16 protein-coding genes are annotated in these 20599 nt (G+C 41.7%); 10 read left to right on the top strand and 6 right to left on the bottom strand.

Annotated features, from left to right (window positions below; all coding sequences use genetic code 11):
• The first annotated feature begins 1 nt into the window (after position 1).
• From LY624_RS11370 to LY624_RS11360, 3 genes are all read left to right on the top strand, one after another.
• Complete coding sequence (locus LY624_RS11370; RefSeq protein ID WP_036969771.1) at positions 2-346, top strand: 4a-hydroxytetrahydrobiopterin dehydratase; 345 nt, start codon at positions 2-4, stop codon at positions 344-346.
• Positions 347-445: 99 nt separating this feature from the next.
• Entirely contained in the window at positions 446-1012 is a 567-nt protein-coding gene (locus LY624_RS11365) for a hypothetical protein (protein WP_341803021.1), read from the top strand.
• A 154-nt stretch (positions 1013-1166) separates the two neighbouring features.
• Positions 1167-3122, top strand: coding sequence for a methyl-accepting chemotaxis protein (locus LY624_RS11360; protein WP_341803020.1), 1956 nt, complete (start codon positions 1167-1169; stop codon positions 3120-3122).
• Positions 3123-3204: 82 nt separating this feature from the next.
• Here LY624_RS11360 and LY624_RS11355 read toward each other — a convergent pair whose 3' ends face one another.
• The 6 genes from LY624_RS11355 to map all read right to left on the bottom strand — a co-directional run bounded on the left by LY624_RS11355 (position 3205) and on the right by map (position 14193).
• A complete protein-coding gene (locus tag LY624_RS11355) occupies positions 3205-5235 on the bottom strand; it encodes a BCCT family transporter (protein WP_341803019.1) in 2031 nt (676 codons plus the stop codon).
• A gap of 277 nt (positions 5236-5512) precedes the next feature.
• A complete protein-coding gene (locus LY624_RS11350; protein WP_341803018.1) occupies positions 5513-6601 on the bottom strand; it encodes an efflux RND transporter periplasmic adaptor subunit in 1089 nt (362 codons plus the stop codon).
• Positions 6598-9708, bottom strand: coding sequence for an efflux RND transporter permease subunit (locus tag LY624_RS11345; protein WP_341803017.1), 3111 nt, complete (start codon positions 9706-9708; stop codon positions 6598-6600). Before LY624_RS11345 ends, LY624_RS11350 begins: the two co-directional genes overlap by 4 nt.
• A gap of 231 nt (positions 9709-9939) precedes the next feature.
• Positions 9940-10767: a 2,3,4,5-tetrahydropyridine-2,6-dicarboxylate N-succinyltransferase gene (gene dapD, locus LY624_RS11340; RefSeq protein ID WP_341803016.1), complete on the bottom strand. Its 828-nt coding sequence runs from the start codon at positions 10765-10767 to the stop codon at positions 9940-9942.
• 9 nt (positions 10768-10776) lie between these two features.
• Entirely contained in the window at positions 10777-13395 is a 2619-nt protein-coding gene (gene glnD, locus LY624_RS11335) for a [protein-PII] uridylyltransferase (RefSeq protein ID WP_341803015.1), read from the bottom strand.
• A gap of 12 nt (positions 13396-13407) precedes the next feature.
• Positions 13408-14193: a type I methionyl aminopeptidase gene (gene map / locus LY624_RS11330; RefSeq protein WP_062569872.1), complete on the bottom strand. Its 786-nt coding sequence runs from the start codon at positions 14191-14193 to the stop codon at positions 13408-13410.
• 272 nt (positions 14194-14465) lie between these two features.
• Between map and rpsB the strand changes: the two genes are divergently transcribed.
• The 7 genes from rpsB (at position 14466) to ispC (ending at position 20598) form a co-directional block, all read left to right on the top strand.
• Positions 14466-15194: a 30S ribosomal protein S2 gene (gene rpsB, locus LY624_RS11325; RefSeq protein WP_130150605.1), complete on the top strand. Its 729-nt coding sequence runs from the start codon at positions 14466-14468 to the stop codon at positions 15192-15194.
• A 105-nt stretch (positions 15195-15299) separates the two neighbouring features.
• The gene (gene tsf / locus LY624_RS11320; protein WP_237127061.1) at positions 15300-16151 is read left to right on the top strand and encodes a translation elongation factor Ts; all 852 of its coding nucleotides are present in this window, start codon (positions 15300-15302) and stop codon (positions 16149-16151) included.
• A 152-nt stretch (positions 16152-16303) separates the two neighbouring features.
• Complete coding sequence (gene pyrH / locus LY624_RS11315) at positions 16304-17053, top strand: UMP kinase (protein WP_062570043.1); 750 nt, start codon at positions 16304-16306, stop codon at positions 17051-17053.
• A gap of 17 nt (positions 17054-17070) precedes the next feature.
• A complete protein-coding gene (frr, locus tag LY624_RS11310) occupies positions 17071-17628 on the top strand; it encodes a ribosome recycling factor (RefSeq protein WP_130150607.1) in 558 nt (185 codons plus the stop codon).
• A gap of 105 nt (positions 17629-17733) precedes the next feature.
• Complete coding sequence (locus tag LY624_RS11305; protein ID WP_130150608.1) at positions 17734-18513, top strand: isoprenyl transferase; 780 nt, start codon at positions 17734-17736, stop codon at positions 18511-18513.
• A gap of 22 nt (positions 18514-18535) precedes the next feature.
• On the top strand, positions 18536-19402 hold the full coding sequence (locus tag LY624_RS11300; protein WP_130150609.1) for a phosphatidate cytidylyltransferase: 867 nt from the start codon (positions 18536-18538) through the stop codon (positions 19400-19402).
• Entirely contained in the window at positions 19399-20598 is a 1200-nt protein-coding gene (ispC, locus tag LY624_RS11295) for a 1-deoxy-D-xylulose-5-phosphate reductoisomerase (protein WP_130150610.1), read from the top strand. Before LY624_RS11300 ends, ispC begins: the two co-directional genes overlap by 4 nt.
• Position 20599 lies beyond the last annotated feature (1 nt).

Raw genomic sequence — 20599 nt, 5'->3', positions numbered from 1 at the left:
AATGTCTTCATTAAGCACACAAAAGTGTGAAGCGTGTCGTGCGGATGCGCCTAAAGTATCTGATGCTGAATTAGCAGAATTGATCAAAATGATCCCAGATTGGGTTCCTGAAGTGCGCGACGGCATTATGCAATTAGAGCGTGTTTACAAGTTTAAAAACTTCAAGCAAGCACTTGAGTTCACGAATAAAGTGGGCGATATGGCCGAAGAAGAGGGCCATCACCCTGGTCTTTTAACCGAGTGGGGTAAAGTAACTGTTACTTGGTGGAGTCATTCAATCAAAGGCTTACACAAAAACGATTTTATTTGTGCTGCTAAAACAGATGACGTATTCGCTGCATTATAAAAAGCATCTCTAAAACTTTTAAAGGCGTAATCGCAAGATTACGCCTTTTTGCTTTTGCAAAGGGGAAAAAGTAACATGATGAGAGTTTTAAGGAATACTATGAAAAATAAAAGTTTATTAATTTCTACTCTGTTTATTTTTTTACCTCTTATCGATAGTTTGTTTGTTCCTCAAGTGTTTGGTATTCAATGGCATAGCCCCAAAATGATGTATCAGATAGGGGTTTATCTGATGTTTATAAAATTACTGATGGTGATAGTGGGTATTTTTATTCTTCTTAAACATGAAAGATTACTCCATCAAGATACAAAACCTATTCGTTTGATTCGTCTGTTATCTTTTATCTTCGCAGGGTTGCAAGTGGTGATAATGGCATCTGTTTGTTTTTGGTATTTAGTGGCAGGCACTCAGGCAAAGCATTTTAAGCAGCAACAACATATTAATGTTTTTACCGCAGATTATGGTGTTTTTGCTGATGTTTACCATCACTTTACTTATCTTTGTTATGACAAACAGGGTTTTTATCATCAAGAACCAATAGCTTCATTACAATGGCTAGGGAAATTTAGTTTTACTGTGAATCAAGATGAATTAATTATTCATCACGAAGATAGCTTGGGTGAGCACAGCAAACATATCTCACTGCAAGGTTTTAATTGTTCTTAATGCAATTAATACCTTTGCTCTTATCAGACATTTCGTAAATTAATTTTTTTTCGTACTAAACATTTCATTTACATACATTGTTTCTATACTTTGTTTAAGCCCCCTATCAAGGACTCTTAATGCAGTGGACGCAACGTTAAACAGAGAGAACGTTATGTTTACTAAGTTAAAGTTAAATACCCAGCTGTACCTAGCCTTTGGTGCAATGGTCCTTCTTCTCGGTGTTGTTAGTGTTGTTGCACTTATAGCACTTAATTCTGGATACGAAAATTTTGTAGATTATCGTGCAAATGCGCGTGATAGTAATATTTCAGGTCGAATCCAATCAAATGTTTTAAGTCTTCGCTTAAGTGCTCTTAAGTATTTAAAGGACCAGAACCAAGCAAGTATTAATGAATTTACTAATCGCTACCAATTACTAAATGATCTCATCCAATCTGGAAAGCGGCAGTTTAACGACGCAAACAAAGTTAAAGCGATTACAACCATAGAGCAAGAGGCGTTAACTTATAAATCAGCCTTTGAAGAAATTGTTAACCTCATTAATAAGAGAAATGAAGTCGTATCCAACATGCTTGATGCGAATGGTAAATATATGCGCGAGGGAATCAGTGAAGTAATTCAATTAAGTATGCAAAACAATGATGTTTCAGCTTTGTTTTACAGCTCACAATTACAAGAGTCACTCCTGTTAGGTCGTTTATATGCCGCTAAGTTTCTTGTTAATAACACGCAAGAAGAACTTAATAGGGCGAAGCAAGAGTTTACAGTTTTATTGGATAGGCTAGAGAGTTTGGCAAAAACAGTGAGTGGCAATAAAGAGCAAACGTTACTCGCAGATGTAAAACTCAGAACCAATGAATACATTGAAGGCTTAGTGCTTGTTAACGAAGCAATTAGCGAGCGTAACACGGTGATATCAGGTACCTTAGATAACATAGGCCCTGCAATTGCCGAGCAAATAGAGCAAATAAAGTTAGCCAGTCAAAATCGTCAAGATGAAATAGGCCCGATGCTACAAGCTAGCAGTAAAAATGCAATTAATACGATTTTGGTATTTTCGCTAATTATTATTGCTGTAGGTATTTTTTTAAGTATCTTTATATCTCGGCTCATAAAAGCGCCTATTGGTGGCGAGCCAAGCGAAATAGCTCGTATTGTTCAATCAATAGCACAAGGAGATTTAACCTATTGTTTTAGTCAGCAGGGTAATGAAACGGGTATTTATTTAGCGATGCGGGACATGGTGGCTAAACTTAATGAAATGGTCACTCAAATCAGTGACTCAACGACTCAAGTTTCGCAAACTTCGCAAGAGTTAACTACCATCACAACAAATTCTAAGACAGGTGCTGAACATCAATCAGACCAACTGACGCAAACAGCCACAGCAATGCATGAAATGTCTGCAACAATCAATGAAATAACCCAAAGTGCGCAATTAGCAGCAGAGGCAGCTACAAAAGCAGATAATGAGGTTTTAACAGGCACACAAGTGGTCTCGCAAACGCATGCTGCGATGGGAGAGCTTGTAGAAACCATGCTTCATGTTAGTAAAACCATTGCTAATTTAGAAGCTGAAACAGAATCTGTTGGCTCAATACTGGATGTGATCAGAGGGATAGCGGATCAAACTAACCTACTTGCTTTGAATGCAGCAATTGAAGCTGCCAGAGCAGGAGAGCAAGGGCGCGGGTTCGCAGTTGTTGCTGATGAGGTTCGCTCATTAGCTAGTCGTACTCAACAGAGCACCGAAGAAATACAAGTGATGATTTCAAACTTACAAAATGAAGCGAAGAAATCAGTAGACTCAATGAAAGAAAATATGGTCAGTGTTGAGCAAACTGCAGAAAAAACAGAGCAAACAGGTAGCGTGCTTGAACAAATATCGCAATCAGTAGGGACCATTAAAGATATGAATGTACAAATAGCGAGTGCGTCTGAAGAGCAAAATGTTGTCAGTCAGCAAATTAGTGAAAGTGTGCAGCATGTGAATGAGAAAGCTCATGAAACAATGGATGGAGCAGAGCAAGCAGCTGCTATTGCTGATGGACTGGCGCAAACAGCGCTGGAACTTGATCAGATTGTGAAGCAATTTAAAGTTGCTTAAGAGCGCTTATTCAAGCCAGCTTTTGCTGGCTTGAATAATGCTACACCGATTAAATCAAAGAGATACAAGCTAGCTTGGCTTGTTAATCTTTGCGTGTGTCTAACATATCATCATGTTTTTCTAGATCCCAAGGAAGATCGCCTGGACTGTTATCTAAAAAGTGTAAGTAGTTTTCAAATTGGTCGAGAATATCTTTTACAACATCATTTTCTTCAAAGCCATAAATATCGTATGACAACCCACCGCGACGTAAAAACACTTCTGCACGATAATACAGTTGCGATTCACTATCTGCAGCAGCGGGCTCGGCATATGCGAAGCTCGGTTTAGCATGCTCGGTAAGCCTAATGTCGTATACAAAGTCGACATGATGATGACGTGTTACTGTTAGATATGCTCGGCCAATATCAGTGTCAACATCAACAGAGGCTTGCCAATTACGGTTAATTAGCTCGCTTTGCACTTCTTTCATTGCAGTTACAACAATCTTATTTATAAATGCATACACCTCTTGCTTATTAGGGTAATCAATCATTGCTTTTAAGCGATGTTTCCACAGAGAAAGGTCTAAATTTTTATTAATGAGCGTATGAGCTTGTAGACTCACATCTCGGTGGCCCTCAATGCGAAGAGCACGCCATAGTCCCGCACAGGCAAGTAGCATAATAATAGCAAAGGGCAGGGCACTGGCTATGGTCATCGTTTGAAGTGCTTTAAGACCACCGGCTAAAAGTAATACCGCAGCAACAGCACCTTCGAGTACAGCCCAAAAAACTCGCTGCCAAGCAGGGGTATGAATACTGCCGCCAGATGCTAATGAATCAATAACTAATGAACCCGAGTCAGATGACGTCACGAAGAACGTGATAATCAAAATAACAGTTAAGAAAGAGGCAAATGATGAAAGCGGTAACGCATTGAATAATTGAAATAAAGCAACAGCGTGATTTGCTTCAACATCAGTAATAAGTGAATTTAACCCTTCGTTCATTATCAAGTTTAATGCTGTGTCACCAAAAATGGAAAACCATAAAAAAGTAAATAAACTTGGCACTAACATGACACCCACAACAAACTGTCTGATTGTTCTACCACGACTTATTTTTGCTATAAACATACCAACAAAAGGGGCCCAAGCGATAGTCCAGCCAAAGATAAATAGTGTCCAATTTCCTATCCAGTCACTGCGGGTATATGCTTGCAAGTTAAAGGTTCTTTCTACAATTCCACTTAAGTAGCTACCTGTATTTTGTAAAAATGATTCTAAGATATGGATACTTGAACCAACAAAAAACACAAACATCATTAACGTTATTGCGATAGCCATATTGAGTATAGATAAGCGTTTTACTCCCTTATCTAACCCCGCAACTACCGATATAGTTGCAGCACCGGTTATGACGGCGATTGTAATAATTTGCACTGTTGTATTAATGGGAATACCTTCCCACAAATAATGTAAGCCTGCATTGATTTGAGTAACAGATAAGCCCAATGTGGTTGCAATCCCGAACAGGGTCCCCAAAATTGCAAATATATCGACGCAATGACCAATAGGGCCATGGATCTTATCACCAATTAGCGGGTATAAGGCTGAGCGAATGGATAACGGAAGACCATGGCGAAATGCAAAGTAGGCAAGAACAAGACCGACGACGCCATAAATTGCCCAAATGTGGAAGCCCCAGTGAAAAAATGCGATTTGCATCGCTTGCTTTGCTGCATCAATAGTTTCTGCTGCGCCACTAGGCGGTGAGGAATAGTGAAGAACAGGCTCTGCAACACCGAAGTAAAGAAGTGCTACACCATAGCCTGCTGAGAAGAGCATAGCAAACCACTCTAATGAGCTATATTCAGGTTCTGCGTGAGCGGGGCCTAACTTTATATTACCCCAGCTAGAGGCTGCTATGGATACTATAAATACTAGGAATACCGCAACAGATAACATATAAAACCAGCCGAAGGTTTCTGTTATCCAAGATAGCGTTACTGAAAATGCTTTACCTGCTTGTTCAGGGTCACTGATTGTACCAAGCACAAGTAAAAAGATAATAGAGACTGCCGGTAAAAATACGGGTAGTAAAATAGTTGAGCGTAAGGTTTTTCTTGCCATAAATAAATCCTTTATTTTAAAGCTAACTTTAAGCGTACTTATCAACTACCTTATTGGATCAAATAATGAATAGCTAGTTATAAAGGATTGTTTTTGAATATATTGATTGCTTTTCCAATATTAAGGGGGAGTTAATAAAGATGTACTACGCGAATCAAAAATAAGTGTATTCACCTAAACGGGTAGACTTTAGTTTAGGAGTACACAACTCGTACTAGATAGTATGAATACAGTAGCTCCTAATTCACTATTTTAAGCCTTCGTTTAAGAGATTAATTTAAAGCTCACCTTGTACCTCAACTTCCTGACCTGTTTGTAACTGTTCAGCACCTCGAATAATAACCATATCGCCGGCACTAAAAGTAATATCAGTGAGAGGAGTCACTTCAACCAGCTTATCTTTTCCATCGCCCACAGTTACGGGGATCTGTAAGGCCTTATTATTTTCAACTTTAACTATATGGCTGCCTTGCTTACGCAGGATAAGTGCGTCGCGGTTTACTAAGAGCACATCGCCCTTTGTCTTTAATGGCACTGCAACATCAACAAGTTGGCCAATAGCCCATAGTTGCTCCGAGCTTTTCTTTATTAAAGCTCGAACCTCAACAGTTTGTGAACGCGGATCTGTTGATGGGATCACGGCTGTTACTTGTGCTTTGGTGGTTTCTGGGTTCGATAAATCACCTGCTTTTATTGGAAGTTCGATACCTTTATGCAAAAATTTTAAGTACTTCACTGGCACATATAAGCGCACTTCTAAATTATGAATATCGAGTAATGTTACTAGCTCATCAGCACGGTTAATCTCGCGACCTGCACGCTTAAAGCGTTCACTTATAACACCATCAAAGGGCGCTTGAACTGTTGCACGCGATAGCTGGTCATCAATTACGCTCAGTTCAACTTTAGCTAATGCAATATCTGATAAAGCGAGGTCATGTTTATTCTGCATATCATCAACTTGACTTGCCGCTGCACTGCTTGCTTTTGCTAGTTTCTCTAATCGAGCTAGCTCCTGCTGATACAAACGTAAGTTGATTTTCGCACGGTTTAGCATTTCTTGTTGACGTGCTTTCTCCAGCTCAAGTGGCAGAGTATCCATACGCACCAGCGTATCCCCTTTATTGACGAGAGTGCCAGGCTCAACTACGTATAATAAACGGCCACTGACACCTGCTGTTAGGGTTACATCACTTTTGCCATATAATGTGCCGCTGACTTCTACTTCGCTGGTTAGCTGGGCTTTGGTTACCGCTTCAACAGTAACAGGCACCACAGCACAGACATTAAACACCAATAGACTAAATAGAGCACAAACGCTTGCCGTTAGTTTACGTAAAATTATATTCATTGTTTTATCACTCATTGATTTGACACCAAGCTTAAAGGCGTTGTTTTTGGTTTTTGTTTGGTTTTTATAGGTGGCTGTTGTCTGCCAAGCTGTAATAAGCTAGGCATCAAAATAAGGGTGAATAGGGCGCTAATAGCCATACCGCCCACAATGACCGTTGCAAGACCACGATAAATTTCTGAACCAACGCCAGGCATTAGCATCAGTGGCAACATACCAAATAAACTAGTTAAGGTACTCAGGTACACAGGTCTTGCACGAAGTAGCACAGCTTGGCGAACTGCGTCTTCTCGGTTAAGTCCTGCTGCCATAGCAACACGCGTTTGATCAACTAGCAAAATGGCATTATTTACGACTAAACCAAGCAAGATAATAAAGCCAATCATGGTGAGTAAATCGAGTGATTGGAAGGTGAATAAGTTGAGTATAAATAGTGCCAGTACGCCGCCTGCAATTGCTAATGGCATTACAAGTAATACCAAGGCACTGTCTTTGGCCGATTTAAATAATGCTGTCATTAATAAGAATAAAATAAACAGTGCTAAGAAAAAGTTGATGGTCATTTCCTGCATTGCCGAATTCATCTTTTGGGCGTTACCTGCCAAAATTGCACCGGCACTTTGTGGTAAGCTGTCTCGCACTAGAGGCATGACTTGCTCAGCTAAAATATTCTGCGCTTCTTGCAGGCTCATGTCTGCTGGTGGAGTCACAATTATACTAACGGTTCGACGTCCATTCACGCGCCTAAGTTGTGTTGGCCCCACTGTTCGTTCAATATAGGTAAGCTCACCTAAAGTTTGAATACCTGATTGAGGTGTAACAATCGGCAAAGCTTTTAACTCTTCAGGCGTTTTCCAAGGAATACCGCGCAGAATAACATTCATGCGTTCATTACCATCAAAGTATTCATTAACAAATAAACCACCTGTGTAGGCTTGCATTGCTTGTGATATATCACGACGGGTCAGACCCGCTTGAGTAATTCGACGGTCATTTGGTGTCAGTCTAAGCTCAGGTTCTGCCATATCTAAGCGAGGCTGTGGCCTTGCTGTTGCAGCAGGCATTGCTTTACTTACCGCTTGCAGTGCGACATTGGCACCGGCAATGAGCTCGTCCATATTTGGGCCAGTTAAATCGATATTAATATTACGACCATCACCGCCATTGGCAACTTGGATCATTGAGCCTCTAAAGAAAAACACTTGCGTATCAGGTAAATCAATGAAAATTTCTTCTCGGGCTACCTTCATTAACTCTTCTACTCGTTGTGGGTCTGCTGAGTAAATAAAACCTCCGGCGTTTGAACCAAACGCAAAGAAGTTAAAGTCTTTAATCCCCGGCTCTTTATCACCGTTATAGTAGGGCATCAGGCGCTTTTTGATTCGCATTAATAGCTCCTCTTCTATAAATTGCACATTGCCGCCAGCAGGTGCGTTTAGGTTAAAGAAAAAGCCATCAGTGGGTGCACGTGGCATAAAATCAGTTTTAGGTAGCATGGTCATCGTTGCTAAGATTGAGCCACCTAACAATGCACTGATCCACATGATTTGTTTAACCCGTGTGTTTGTCAAAGTCATGATGAGGTTAGTCAGCTTTTGCCAGTATTCGCGAAAAGGGTCAGGTTTTAATTTGTTGTCAGGCCACAAGTGATTAGCTAAGGGGATGAGTGTAATAGCACACACCATAGAGGCGATAACAGCAATTGATAAGGTGAGTGCTAAATCAGAGAATAGTTGTCCTTCAATTCCAGCCATAAATAATATTGGTAAAAAGATAGCAACGCTGGTGGTGGTAGATGCAAATAAAGCGCCGGTTACTTGTGCAGCTCCTTTTAGCGCAGCTTTTTTACTATCGAAACCTTCGTTTTTGAGCCTCACTATGTTCTCTTGAACAATTATGGCGGCATCAAGCACCAAGCCTACTGCAAAAGCAAGGCCTGCTAGTGAGATGACATTTAAACTACGATCAAAAATATTTAAGGTTAAAAACGCAACCATTAAGGAAATAGGAATGGTCGCTGCAATGACAAAGGTCGCTTTTAGACCGCGAAAAAACAGCCATAAGATTAAGCATGAAAGTAATACGCCCAAGCCTAGATTACTTTTCACGAGTGATAAGGCGTTGCGAATATGGACTGAGGCATCAAAGCTTAATTCAATCGACAAGCCATTCTCAGCAAGAGGTCCTTCATTTAGCTCTTTTATAGCAAGATTAATTTCGTCGAGTAGAGCAACGGTATTAGCTTCGTTTGCGCGAGAAACACGAATGTAATAAGCAGGTTTACCATTTCGACCACTCATGCCTAAACGATCTGAAAAAGTACGCTCAACGCTTGCTATATCGCCAAGGTAAATGGGTCTGTCGCCAGAATAGCCAACGCGCATTTGTGCCATGCTCGATAAATCATATTGGCCAGTAAAACGTACGGTATATTGACGACGTCCTACATTAGCAAGTCCACCAGAGGTATCGCGTGAGCTGGCTAACACAGTGGTAATTTGATCAAGGCTTATACCCAGTGCAGCGGCTTTGTGAGGGTCGAAAGTGATGCGTAGTTCTTTCGGACGTTCACTGGCTAAATCAACACGGGCAACACCAGGAATACGTGCCAAGCGTGGCTCTATAAATTCGTCGATTTGTTTTTGAAATTGCGCCATGTCTAAATCAAGACTGTCGCTGTTATAGTTTTTGGGTGTAACGAGTAACGTAGCTGCTGCTTCACGGTTGTTGCCGCCAGCAAATACAACAGGGTCAAAAGCATCTAAAGGTAAAGGAGGCGCTTGATTAAGACTTGTCAGTACATCAAGCATGGCTTGTTGCATATTTTGTCCAACAGCAAAGGTGAGTGTGATAGACCCATTGCCACGATTAATATTTGTATTAATCTCTAAAGCACCAGGGGTGTTTTTTACTGCATTTTCAAGCGGTTCAATGATGACTGATTCGATCTCTTCAGGAGCAGCTTGACGCCAGCCAGAAAAAATCGTGATCTGTGGTTGCTCTATATCCGGTGTGAGCTGAATGGGCAGCTTAAAAATACTTAATGCGCCAAACAATATAATCAGCACCAAGATGACAATAACGCTCGCGGGGTTCTTTAGCGAACTTCGTGTCAGATTCATTGTGTGTGTTCCAAAATCAGTTTGTGTGCATTGTAGTGATATGTAAAAAAAGTGCCAGTGAGGTAAATAGAGTGTGTGTCAGAAGTAACGCCGAATAGCAGTAAATACGCGATTAAGTGTGTATTTGAAATAAGATGTAACAATTTAAGGAATAAAACTTAAAGCGACGAGTATAAAAAAGCGCCAACCATTATGGCTAGCGCTGTAATGAAAATCGGTTATTGCAAGCAGTTACTCGTCAATTGAACGAAGGAGGGCATTAATACCCACTTTTTCGCGAGTTTGTTGATCAACTTTTTTCACTATGATGGCAGCGTAAAGGCTGTGTGAACCATCTTTTGAAGGCAATGAGCCTGGTACAACAACTGCACCGGCAGGTACGCGACCGTAATGGATCTCACCTGTTTCACGGTCATAAATGCGCGTACTTTGGCTGATATAAACACCCATTGAAATAACTGCACCTTCTTCAACGACAACACCTTCAACAATCTCAGAGCGTGCGCCAATAAAGCAGTTGTCTTCGATAATCGTAGGGTTTGCTTGTAGTGGTTCAAGTACGCCACCTATGCCTACACCACCAGATAAGTGTACGTTTTTACCAATTTGAGCACACGAGCCAACGGTTGCCCATGTATCAACCATCGTCCCTTCATCAACGTAAGCGCCAATGTTGACATAAGATGGCATGAGTACCACGTTTTTGCCTACGAAACTCCCTTTACGAGCAACTGCATTTGGCACAACACGCATGCCACCATGTTGGAATTGCTCTGGAGTATAGTCGCTAAATTTAAGTGGTACTTTGTCGTAAAACTGATTAACACCATCGTTCATTGGCTGGTTATCACGAATACGAAAAGATAATAGCACTGCTTTTTTCAACCACTGATGTACAACCCACTCACCACTGATTTTTTCAGCAACACGTGCAGCGCCGCTATCAAGTAGTTCAAGTGCGTCGATAATAGCTTGTTTTACGTCGCTTGATACCGTGCTTGGGCTGATGCTATCGCGGTTGTCCCAGGCGTTTTCGATCATGGTTTTTAAATCTGACATAAGGTCCTCTTATTCGGTTTCTGCGTTGAGTTTTTTACGCAATGCTTGATGAATTTTTGCTTGTTCTTCGTCTGTTAATGCTTGGTATTCGTTATTTGATACCACGAAGAAATCTTCTGCACGTTCACCGACAGTGGTGATCCGTGCGGCATGAATATGTAATAAGTGTGCTTGAAACACTTCGGCAATTTTCGTGAGTAACCCAGGGATATCCACGGCCTGAATTTCGATTAAACTGCGATCTTTTCGGGCATGTGGTCGAAGCACAATTTTGGGTTTAATATTAAAGTCTTTAAAACGCTGTGAACGGTTCTTCTTAAAACGGATTTTCTTTTTAGGGTCACTAATTGCAGCGTCTAGTGCACGTTTAATTCCTTGCGCACGGTTACTGGCAATTGGATCGCCATTCACTTCCAGAATAACAAAACTAAACAGCACATAACCGTCTTTCGTTGTGAGGACTTGTGCATGTTGAATTTGTGCTTTTTTTGAGCCGATGACACTAACTAAACGAGCGAACAGCCCGCCTGAGTATGGACTATAAGCAAATACTTGCGTTCCCCCATGCATGGCGGTATCAGATACCATCACACTGGGCTGGCTTAAGTCCTCACAACTGAGTAAGTGTTCGGTGTGCCACGAAATTTGTTGTTCACTAAAAGCGGTAAAGTAATTGGCTTTAAAACGACTCCAAATTAAGTCGATCTGATCTTCGTTACAGCCGTGGTTCAATAAGCGTTGTTTAGCTTGTTGTTTTTTATCACGAATTTGGTCACGTTGATCCATCGGGTTTTCAAGCCCTAAACGAAGTGCGCGCTGGGTGTGTAAATAAAGCTCTCGTAGTAGGGTATTTTTCCAATCGTTCCACAAGTTATCGTTGGTGGCACGAATATCGGCTAATGTTAAACAATATAAGTAATCGAGTTGACGCTCCGTTTTTACTTTGCTGGCAAAGTCTTTAATGACATCAGGGTCATTGATATCTTTACGCTGCGCCGTGACCGACATGAGTAAATGATTAGCAACAAGCCATGAAATGAGTTTACCATCGGATGCAGGGAAGCGGTGAAGCTTAGCAAAGGCAAGGGCGTCTACAGAGCCAAGCTCTGAGTGATCGCCACCACGACCTTTGGCAATATCATGGAAAATACCTGCTAAATAAAGTAGCTCAGGTTTATCCATGCGCGTGACAATTTCACTACATAGCGGAAACTCGCTGACTTTTGATTTATCAAAATACTTGTAAATATTGTTGATTAATTTATGCGTGTGCTCATCCACGGTGTAAGCATGAAAGAGGTCAAACTGCATTTGTCCAAAAATATTTCGCCATTGCGGTAAATAGGCTGCAATCATGCCGTGCTTGTGCATAAGCGTGAATGCACGACCCATGCCGTTAGGATGCTTAACAAGTCGTAAAAATGCTTCGCGGCAGGCTGCGTAATCTTGTAAATCACCGAGTAAACGGCGTCGTACTTGGCGCATTGTACGGATGGTACTTGGGTAAATATGGGTGATTTCAGGGTTGTCAGCAATATGCTCGAACAACACAAATAGTTGATCACGGCGGAAAAACACCGATGGGTTTTTTACCCGAATTTGATGACCAATACGCTCAAAGTTACGATCGAGCTCAACGACAGGTAACTCACCTGCGCCCGGTAAAATGCTTTGCTCAAAGTATGAAAGCAGCATTTGATTAAGCTCACGTACGCGGCTCATAATTCGGAATAAGCGTTTCATCATGCGCTCAACGGAAGCTTTACCATCACTACCAAAACCAAGTATTTCAGCAGCGTGAGGTTGATGATCAAACAATAAGCGGTTTTCAGAGCGACCCGCAGCGATGTGCAGCGCAAATCGAATATTCCATAAGTTCTCTAAGCATTCAGAGAGTTCTTGATATTCTTCGTGAGTAAGATAGCCGTGATTAATGAGCTCTTGTAATGTTTCTGCTCTAAAGTGTTTTTTTGCCACCCATATAATGGTTTGTAAATCACGTAAACCACCCGGGTTTTCTTTAATATTCGGCTCAAGGTTATAGGCTGTACCGTGACACTTTTTATGACGTAAATTCTGTTCTTGCACTTTCGCCAAAAAGAATTCATCAGAGCGCCAAATGGGTGTATCGTCTAAATGTCTTTTGAGCTTTTCAAACTCAATATGATTACCGAAAATGAGTCGGCTTTCGAGTAAGCTGGTGGCAAACGTCACGTCTTCGCGCTTTTGTTCTAATGCTTGTTCTATGGTACGAACGCTGTGACCAATTTCTAAGTTGAGATCCCAAAGCATAGTGACGAATTGACCAATCTTTTCACACACCGCATCACTTGGCTGCTCGCTTACTAGCAACATAAAGTCGATGTCGGAGTAGGGGTGCAATTCGCCACGGCCATAACCACCTACTGCGATAAGGGCCAAATCACTTTCGTGCGCAAGGTCATAGTCATGAAACAGTTTAATCAATAAGCGATCGATAAACTCAGCGCGGGCATTGATTAAGTTGCTGACGGGTTGTTTAGAAAATTCGTTCTGAAGCCATTTGTAAAAATAACTTGAACAGTCGCGATAGTCGCTAAGTTGCTCAGCTTGGCTAAGCAACTTCTTTACTTTATTGGGTAATGCCACAGGGGCTGGCTCCTAGTGTTCGATGATCCTGTCAATAGTATCATCTGATCGGAGCGTTAAAATTTCAACACCATTTTCAGTCACTAACAGCGTATGTTCCCACTGTGCAGACAATGAACGGTCTTTTGTTACGACAGTCCAGTCATCTTTAAGCAACTTACATTGGCGTTTACCCGCATTAACCATAGGTTCGATTGTTAAGCACATGCCCGCTTTTAATACTTCACCAGTACCTGCTTTGCCATAGTGCATAACTTGTGGCTCTTCGTGGAACTCTGCACCAATACCGTGACCACAGTATTCACGTACAATCGAATAGCTAAAGCTTTCAGCATATTTTTGAATCGCAGCACCAATGTCACCTAAGCGAACGCCAGGTTTTACCATTTTAATGGCAAGGTACAGGCTTTCTTGAGTTACTTCAGCAAGGCGCTTACCTTGGATATTAGGTGTACCAACATGGAACATTTTAGATGTATCGCCATGGTAACCGTCTTTGATTACAGTTACATCAATATTGACGCTGTCACCTTCTTTAAGTGGTTTGTCATTTGGGATACCGTGACAAATTACATGGTTCACTGAGGTACAAATTGATTTTGGGAAACCGTGATAGTTAAGTGGTGCTGGAATAGCATCTTGAACGTTAACAATATAATCGTGACAAATTGTATTTAGTTCATCTGTGGTTACACCTGGCACCACATGCGGTTCAATCATTTCAAGTACCTCGGCGGCTAAGCGCCCGGCAACACGCATTTTTTCGATTTCTTCAGGGGTCTTGATCACAGCACTCATTGAGGCTCCAAAGTTGTTTTTTAGGTCATTTTTCAGTGCACAAATTTTGCACTGAATGTTGAGTTTTCAATTTTAATATGGTATAAAGCGCGCCGTCTTTTTACAAATAAATTCTTAACTGATTTTTTGTATTTAAGGCAAACACAATTTTATTTTAACACACACACGTATCGTCACATACACTTGGGTGCACATAAGTTACAAATTAGCTTAGGTGTTGGTGCTATGGGATATGTGGAGGCCTAACCCTAAACTATTAGAGGAATTTACAAATGGCAAACGTTTCAATGCGCGATATGCTTCAAGCTGGTGTTCACTTTGGTCACCAGGCACGTTACTGGAATCCTAAGATGAAGCCTTTCATCTTCGGCGCTCGTAACCGTGTTCATATCATCAACCTAGAGCAAACTGTACCAATGTTCAACGAAGCACTTAAGTTCTTATCGAACGCAGCTTCTAACAAAGGTAAAGTACTTTTCGTTGGTACTAAGCGCGCAGCAAGCGAAGCAGTTAAAGAAGCAGCTCTTCAAAGCGAGCAGTTCTACGTAAACCACCGTTGGTTAGGTGGTATGTTGACTAACTGGAAAACAGTTCGTCAATCAATCAAGCGTCTTAAAGATCTTGAAGCGCAAAGCCAAGACGGTACTTTCGAGAAGTTAACTAAGAAAGAAGCGTTAATGCTAACTCGTGAAATGGAAAAGCTTGAAAAGAGCCTTGGTGGTATCAAAGAGATGGGTGGTCTTCCTGACGCACTTTTCGTTATCGATGCAGACCACGAGCACATCGCTATCCGTGAAGCTAACAACCTAGGTATTCCAGTTGTTGCTATCGTTGATACTAACTCTAACCCAGACGGCGTTGATTACGTTGTTCCTGGTAACGATGATGCGATCCGTGCTATCCAACTTTACACTGGCGCTGTATCAGCTGCGATCACTGAAGGTCGTGAGAACAACATCGTTGCTCAAGCTGAGAAAGACGATTTCGTAGAAGCTGAGTAATTAGCTGTCATCAAGTCTTCATCTTAATTAAGGTGAAGACTTGTTATTCTTGTTAAGCGGCCTATACCGCTTCCCTAATAACAGAATTCAATTGAGGATATTCTAATGGCTGTAACTGCTGCCCTAGTTAAAGAATTACGCGAGCGTACTGGCGCTGGCATGATGGATTGTAAAAAAGCGTTAACTGAAACTAACGGTGACATCGAGTTAGCGATCGAAAACATGCGTAAGAGCGGTGCTGCAAAGGCTGCTAAAAAAGCTGGTAACATCGCTGCTGAAGGTACAATCTTAATCAAAGAAGGTAACGGTTTCGCTGCGCTTCTTGAAGTTAACTGTCAAACTGACTTCGTTGCTAAAGATGCTAACTTCCTTGGTTTCGCTAACCAAGTTCTTGACGCTGCTGCAGAATCTAAAGCAGACATCGATGCGCTTAAAGCACAATTCGAAGAAACGCGTGTTGCACTAGTTGCTAAAATTGGTGAAAACATCAATGTTCGTCGCGTTGAGTACATCGATGGTGACAAACTTTCTTCATACCGTCACGGCGACCGTATCGGTGTTGTTGTAGTTGGTGAAGCTGACGAAGAAACACTTAAGCAAGTTGCTATGCACGTAGCTGCGTCTAAGCCTGAGTTTGTTAACCCAGAAGACGTACCAGCTGACGTTGTTGAGAAAGAAAAAGCAGTTCAAATCGATATCGCGATGAACGAAGGCAAGCCTGCTGAAATCGCTGAGAAGATGGTTGTTGGCCGTATGAAGAAATTCACTGGTGAGATCTCTCTTACTGGTCAAGCTTTCATCATGGAGCCTAAGAAGACTGTTGGCGAAATTCTTAAAGAGAAAGGCGCAACTGTTTCTAACTTCATCCGTTTAGAAGTTGGTGAAGGTATCGAGCGTAAAGAAGAAGATTTCGCTGCTGAAGTAGCTGCACAAATCGCTGCTGCAAAAGGCGAGTAATTTTCTGCTTGAGTGATGCAGGCGAAATTAGATGAAATTAATCTGCTATTAGCTTTTGCGTCACTGATGAAAATTCTTTAAAATAACCGCGTTTTATGTGTAACCATAGCGCGGTTATTTTTTATCTCATTACTAAGGCTGGCCCAAATATTATGACTATCAATCGTAAACCTATTTTTAGACGTGTTCTTCTTAAACTTAGCGGTGAAGCATTAATGGGAGACGAAGGCTTCGGCATCGACCCGAAAGTACTTGACCGTATGGCTCAAGAAATTAAAGAACTTGTAGAACTCGACGTAGAAGTAGGTTTGGTTATCGGCGGCGGTAACTTCTTACGTGGTGGTTCATTAGCAGAAGCAGGTATGAACCGCGTAGTGGGTGACCACATGGGAATGTTAGCAACAGTAATGAATGGCTTGGCAATGCGTGATGCACTACACCGTGCATTTGTAAATTGCCGCTTAATGTCAGCTATCCCACTTAATGGTGTGTGTGATGCTTATAACTGGGCTGAAGCAATCAGCTTATTAAAATCTGGCCGCGTAGTTATTTTCTCAGCGGGCACAGGCAATCCGTTCTTTACTACTGATTCTGCCGCGTGTTTACGTGGTATCGAAATCGAAGCTGATACAGTTATCAAAGCGACAAAAGTGGACGGTGTTTATTCTGATGACCCAGTGAAAAATCCAGAAGCTACACTATATCGCCACTTGAGCTACAATGAAATCATTGAAAAAGAATTAAAGGTTATGGACTTAGCTGCATTCACTCTTGCACGAGATCATAAAATGCCTTTAAGCGTATTTAATATGAACAAATCTGGCGCGTTGAAACGTGTTATTATGGGTGAAGATGAAGGAACACTTATTTCTTCACAAGCCTCAGATGAAATAAATAAATAGATTATTAGGATTGAACCGTGATTAACGATATCAAAAAAGATGCGTCAGAGCGCATGCAAAAAAGTGTTGCGGCACTAGGCAGTCAATTATCTAAAATTCGCACAGGCCGTGCTCACCCTGCGTTACTTGATGGTATTCAAGTATCTTACTATGGTGCTGATACACCGTTAAACCAAGTTGCAAACGTAACAATTGAAGACTCGCGTACACTTGCTATTAGCGTGTTCGACAAGTCACTAGCACAAGCTGTAGAAAAAGCGATCATGGCTTCAGACTTAGGCTTAAACCCTATGTCTGCAGGTACAGTTATTCGTGTTCCACTTCCTCCACTTACAGAAGAGCGTCGTAAAGACCTAATTAAAATCGTACGTGGCGAAGTTGAAGGTGGCCGTGTTGCGGTACGTAACATCCGTCGTGATGCGAATGGCGACATTAAGAGCTTATTGAAAGATAAAGACATTTCTGAAGATGAAGCGCGTCAAGCAGAAGATGAAATTCAAAAGCTTACTGATAAGTTCATTAAAGAAATGGATACACAATTAACAGCGAAAGAAGCTGAATTGATGGAAATCTAATACGTCCTGTTTATCTTTCAGACACTCATCCTGAATAGGTAATAGGCATAACTAAATTTATTAGTTTTGAAACGCCGTCTAGGGTATACTAGACGGCGTTTTTTTATGGAATACTCGATATTTATGGTTCTTAACGCTGATAAAATTTCCCAGCAAAGTTTGCCTAAGCATGTCGCTATAATCATGGATGGTAACGGTCGATGGGCGCAAGCTAAAAATCGTCCACGTGTTTACGGGCACAAAAAGGGCGTTGATGCGGTGCGTCAATCTGTTCAATTTTGTACTCGCTTAGGTATTCAGTCATTAACACTATTTGCGTTTAGTAGTGAAAATTGGCGCCGCCCAGAGGACGAAGTAAATACACTTATGGAGTTGTTTTTATTCGTACTGGGCAAAGAAGTAAAAAAACTTCATAAAAATAATGTAAAACTAAATATCATTGGTGATTTATCACGTTTTTCTGAAGGTTTACGACACAAAGTAGATGCTGCACACGAACTTACCCGCAACAATACTGGGTTAGAATTAAATGTCGCGGCTAATTATGGTGGTCGTTGGGATATTACCAATGCCGCAACACAGCTTGCGAAGAAAGTCGCTGCAGGTGAATTAGCTGCAGATGAAATTACTGAGCAGCATATGAACGACCACATGAGTATGGCAGGTCAGGTGGAACTTGATTTGATGATCCGTACTGGTGGCGACTTACGCATTAGTAACTTTCTTTTGTGGCAAGCTGCTTATGCTGAGCTTTACTTTACAGATACGCTTTGGCCAGATTTTAATGAAGCTGCTTTTGCTGACGCTATCGCTTGTTACGTTGCCAGAGAGCGACGATTTGGTTGTACCGGTGAACAAATAAAACAATTACTCGCCGAAACCTAATTACTAGTTGAAGGTACACACATTGCTTAAACAACGAATTTTAACCTCACTTGTACTTGCGCCACTTGCACTTGTACTGGTTTTTTATACCCCACTTACTTTATTTAGTTATATCGCCGCCGGTATTGTTTTACTCGGTGCGTGGGAATGGTCTGCTTTTATGGGCTTATGCGATAAATTCAAACGGCTAGGCTTTGTTGCTGCGACCGCTATCATTCTTGCTCTGCTGAATTGGCACTGGCCGATAGAGTCGCTTTGGCAAAACGGTAAACTGGTGGGCGATGCTAATTATTTGTTTACCTTGTCATTCGCGTGGTGGATTGTTGCCACTTATTTAGTATGGCGCTACCCGGCCATGGCCAAAGCATGGAATGAAGGTCTTGTGATGCGAGCGATAGCAGGCTTTCTAACCCTCGTGCCATTATGGTTGGCGTTAAATACCTTAAGAAGTGCGGGCTATAACGAATCGACTCACTTTGGTTCAATGCTTATTTTAGTGGTTTTAGGTATTGTTTGGAGCGCAGACATCGGTGCTTATTTTACAGGCAAGAACTTAGGAAAACGTAAATTAATGCCTAAAGTCAGCCCTAATAAAACCATTGAAGGGCTACTTGGTGGTGTCGTCGCATCGGTTATCTTCGTGTTGGCTTTTTGTCACTTTAGCGATGTTGATATGGCTGTTTGGCCTGTTTATGCCATTATGACTGCATTTATAGCACTGTTTTCTGCGGTGGGTGACTTACTTGAAAGTATGTTTAAGCGTGAAGCGGGTTTAAAAGACAGCGGTTCATGCTTACCTGGTCATGGCGGTATTTTAGACCGTATTGACAGCCTAACTGCTGCAGCACCTATTTTTGTCCTTTGTTATGCATGGACATTGAGTTTATGAGTAAGACTGAACAACTGGTAGTGCTTGGTGCAACGGGGTCAATCGGCCTAAGCACGTTAGATGTTGTTGCTCGAAATACAGATCGCTTCGCTATTTTTGCGTTAACCGCAGGGCAAAATGCTGAAAAAATGGCTGAGCTTTGCTTAGCGCATCAACCGAAATTTGCAGTTATGGCTAATAACGCGGCAGCAAAGGCGTTATCAAGCTTACTTGCAAATACACCCTGTACGACCGAAGTGCTTGCAGGCGTAGAAGCAATGAGCGAGCTTGCGGCTCACCCCGAGGTTAATACAGTGATGTCGGCTATTGTGGGAGCAGCAGGCTTACTACCCACCTTGAGTGCCGTTGAAGCAGGTAAAAAAGTACTGCTTGCTAATAAAGAGTCGTTGGTGATGTCAGGTCAGTTGTTTATCGACAAAGTAAAGCAACATGGCGCAACATTACTGCCAATTGATAGCGAACATAATGCTATTTTTCAATGCATGCCTGCATCATTACAAAACACATCAGGGTTACTTGGTGATAACGGCGTGAGCAAAATCTTGTTAACGGGCTCTGGTGGTCCATTTTTAACACGTGATTTAGCCACCTTATCATCTGTTACAGTCGCTGAGGCGGTGGCTCACCCTAACTGGTCTATGGGACAAAAGATTTCTGTTGATTCAGCGACCATGATGAACAAAGGCCTCGAATTCATTGAAGCTAAATGGTTATTTAACTGTCACGCCAGTGATATTGAAGTGGTCATTCATCCGCAAAGTATTATTCACTCAATGGTACAGTATCAAGATGGCTCTGTGCTTGCGCAAATGGGGAATCCAGATATGCGCACACCTATCGCACATGCACTTGCTTTTCCAGATCGTGTTGATGCAGGTGTGAAGCCCCTCGACTTTTCAGAGCTAGCTGATTTTACGTTTACTAAACCTGATTATGCACGTTATCCAAATTTAAAATTAGCAATAGATGCCAGTGAAATGGGGCAAGGTGCAACAACGACAGTCAACGCTGCCAATGAAGTAGCTGTTGCGGCATTTTTAAATGGGCAAATTGGCTTTACAGATATTTTCCGTGTTAATGCGCAGACATTAGAGTCAACCTTGAATGTTAATGTACAAACACTTGAAGAAATATTAGCGTGCGATAAAGCTGCACGTATGAAAGCGCTTGAACTTGTTAAAAAGGGCATGAATTAAG

Source organism: Pseudoalteromonas sp. N1230-9 (genome assembly GCF_032716425.1).
GTDB lineage: Bacteria > Pseudomonadota > Gammaproteobacteria > Enterobacterales > Alteromonadaceae > Pseudoalteromonas.
Note: the sequence above shows the minus strand (reverse complement) of the source record. Positions and strands in the feature narration are given on the sequence as shown.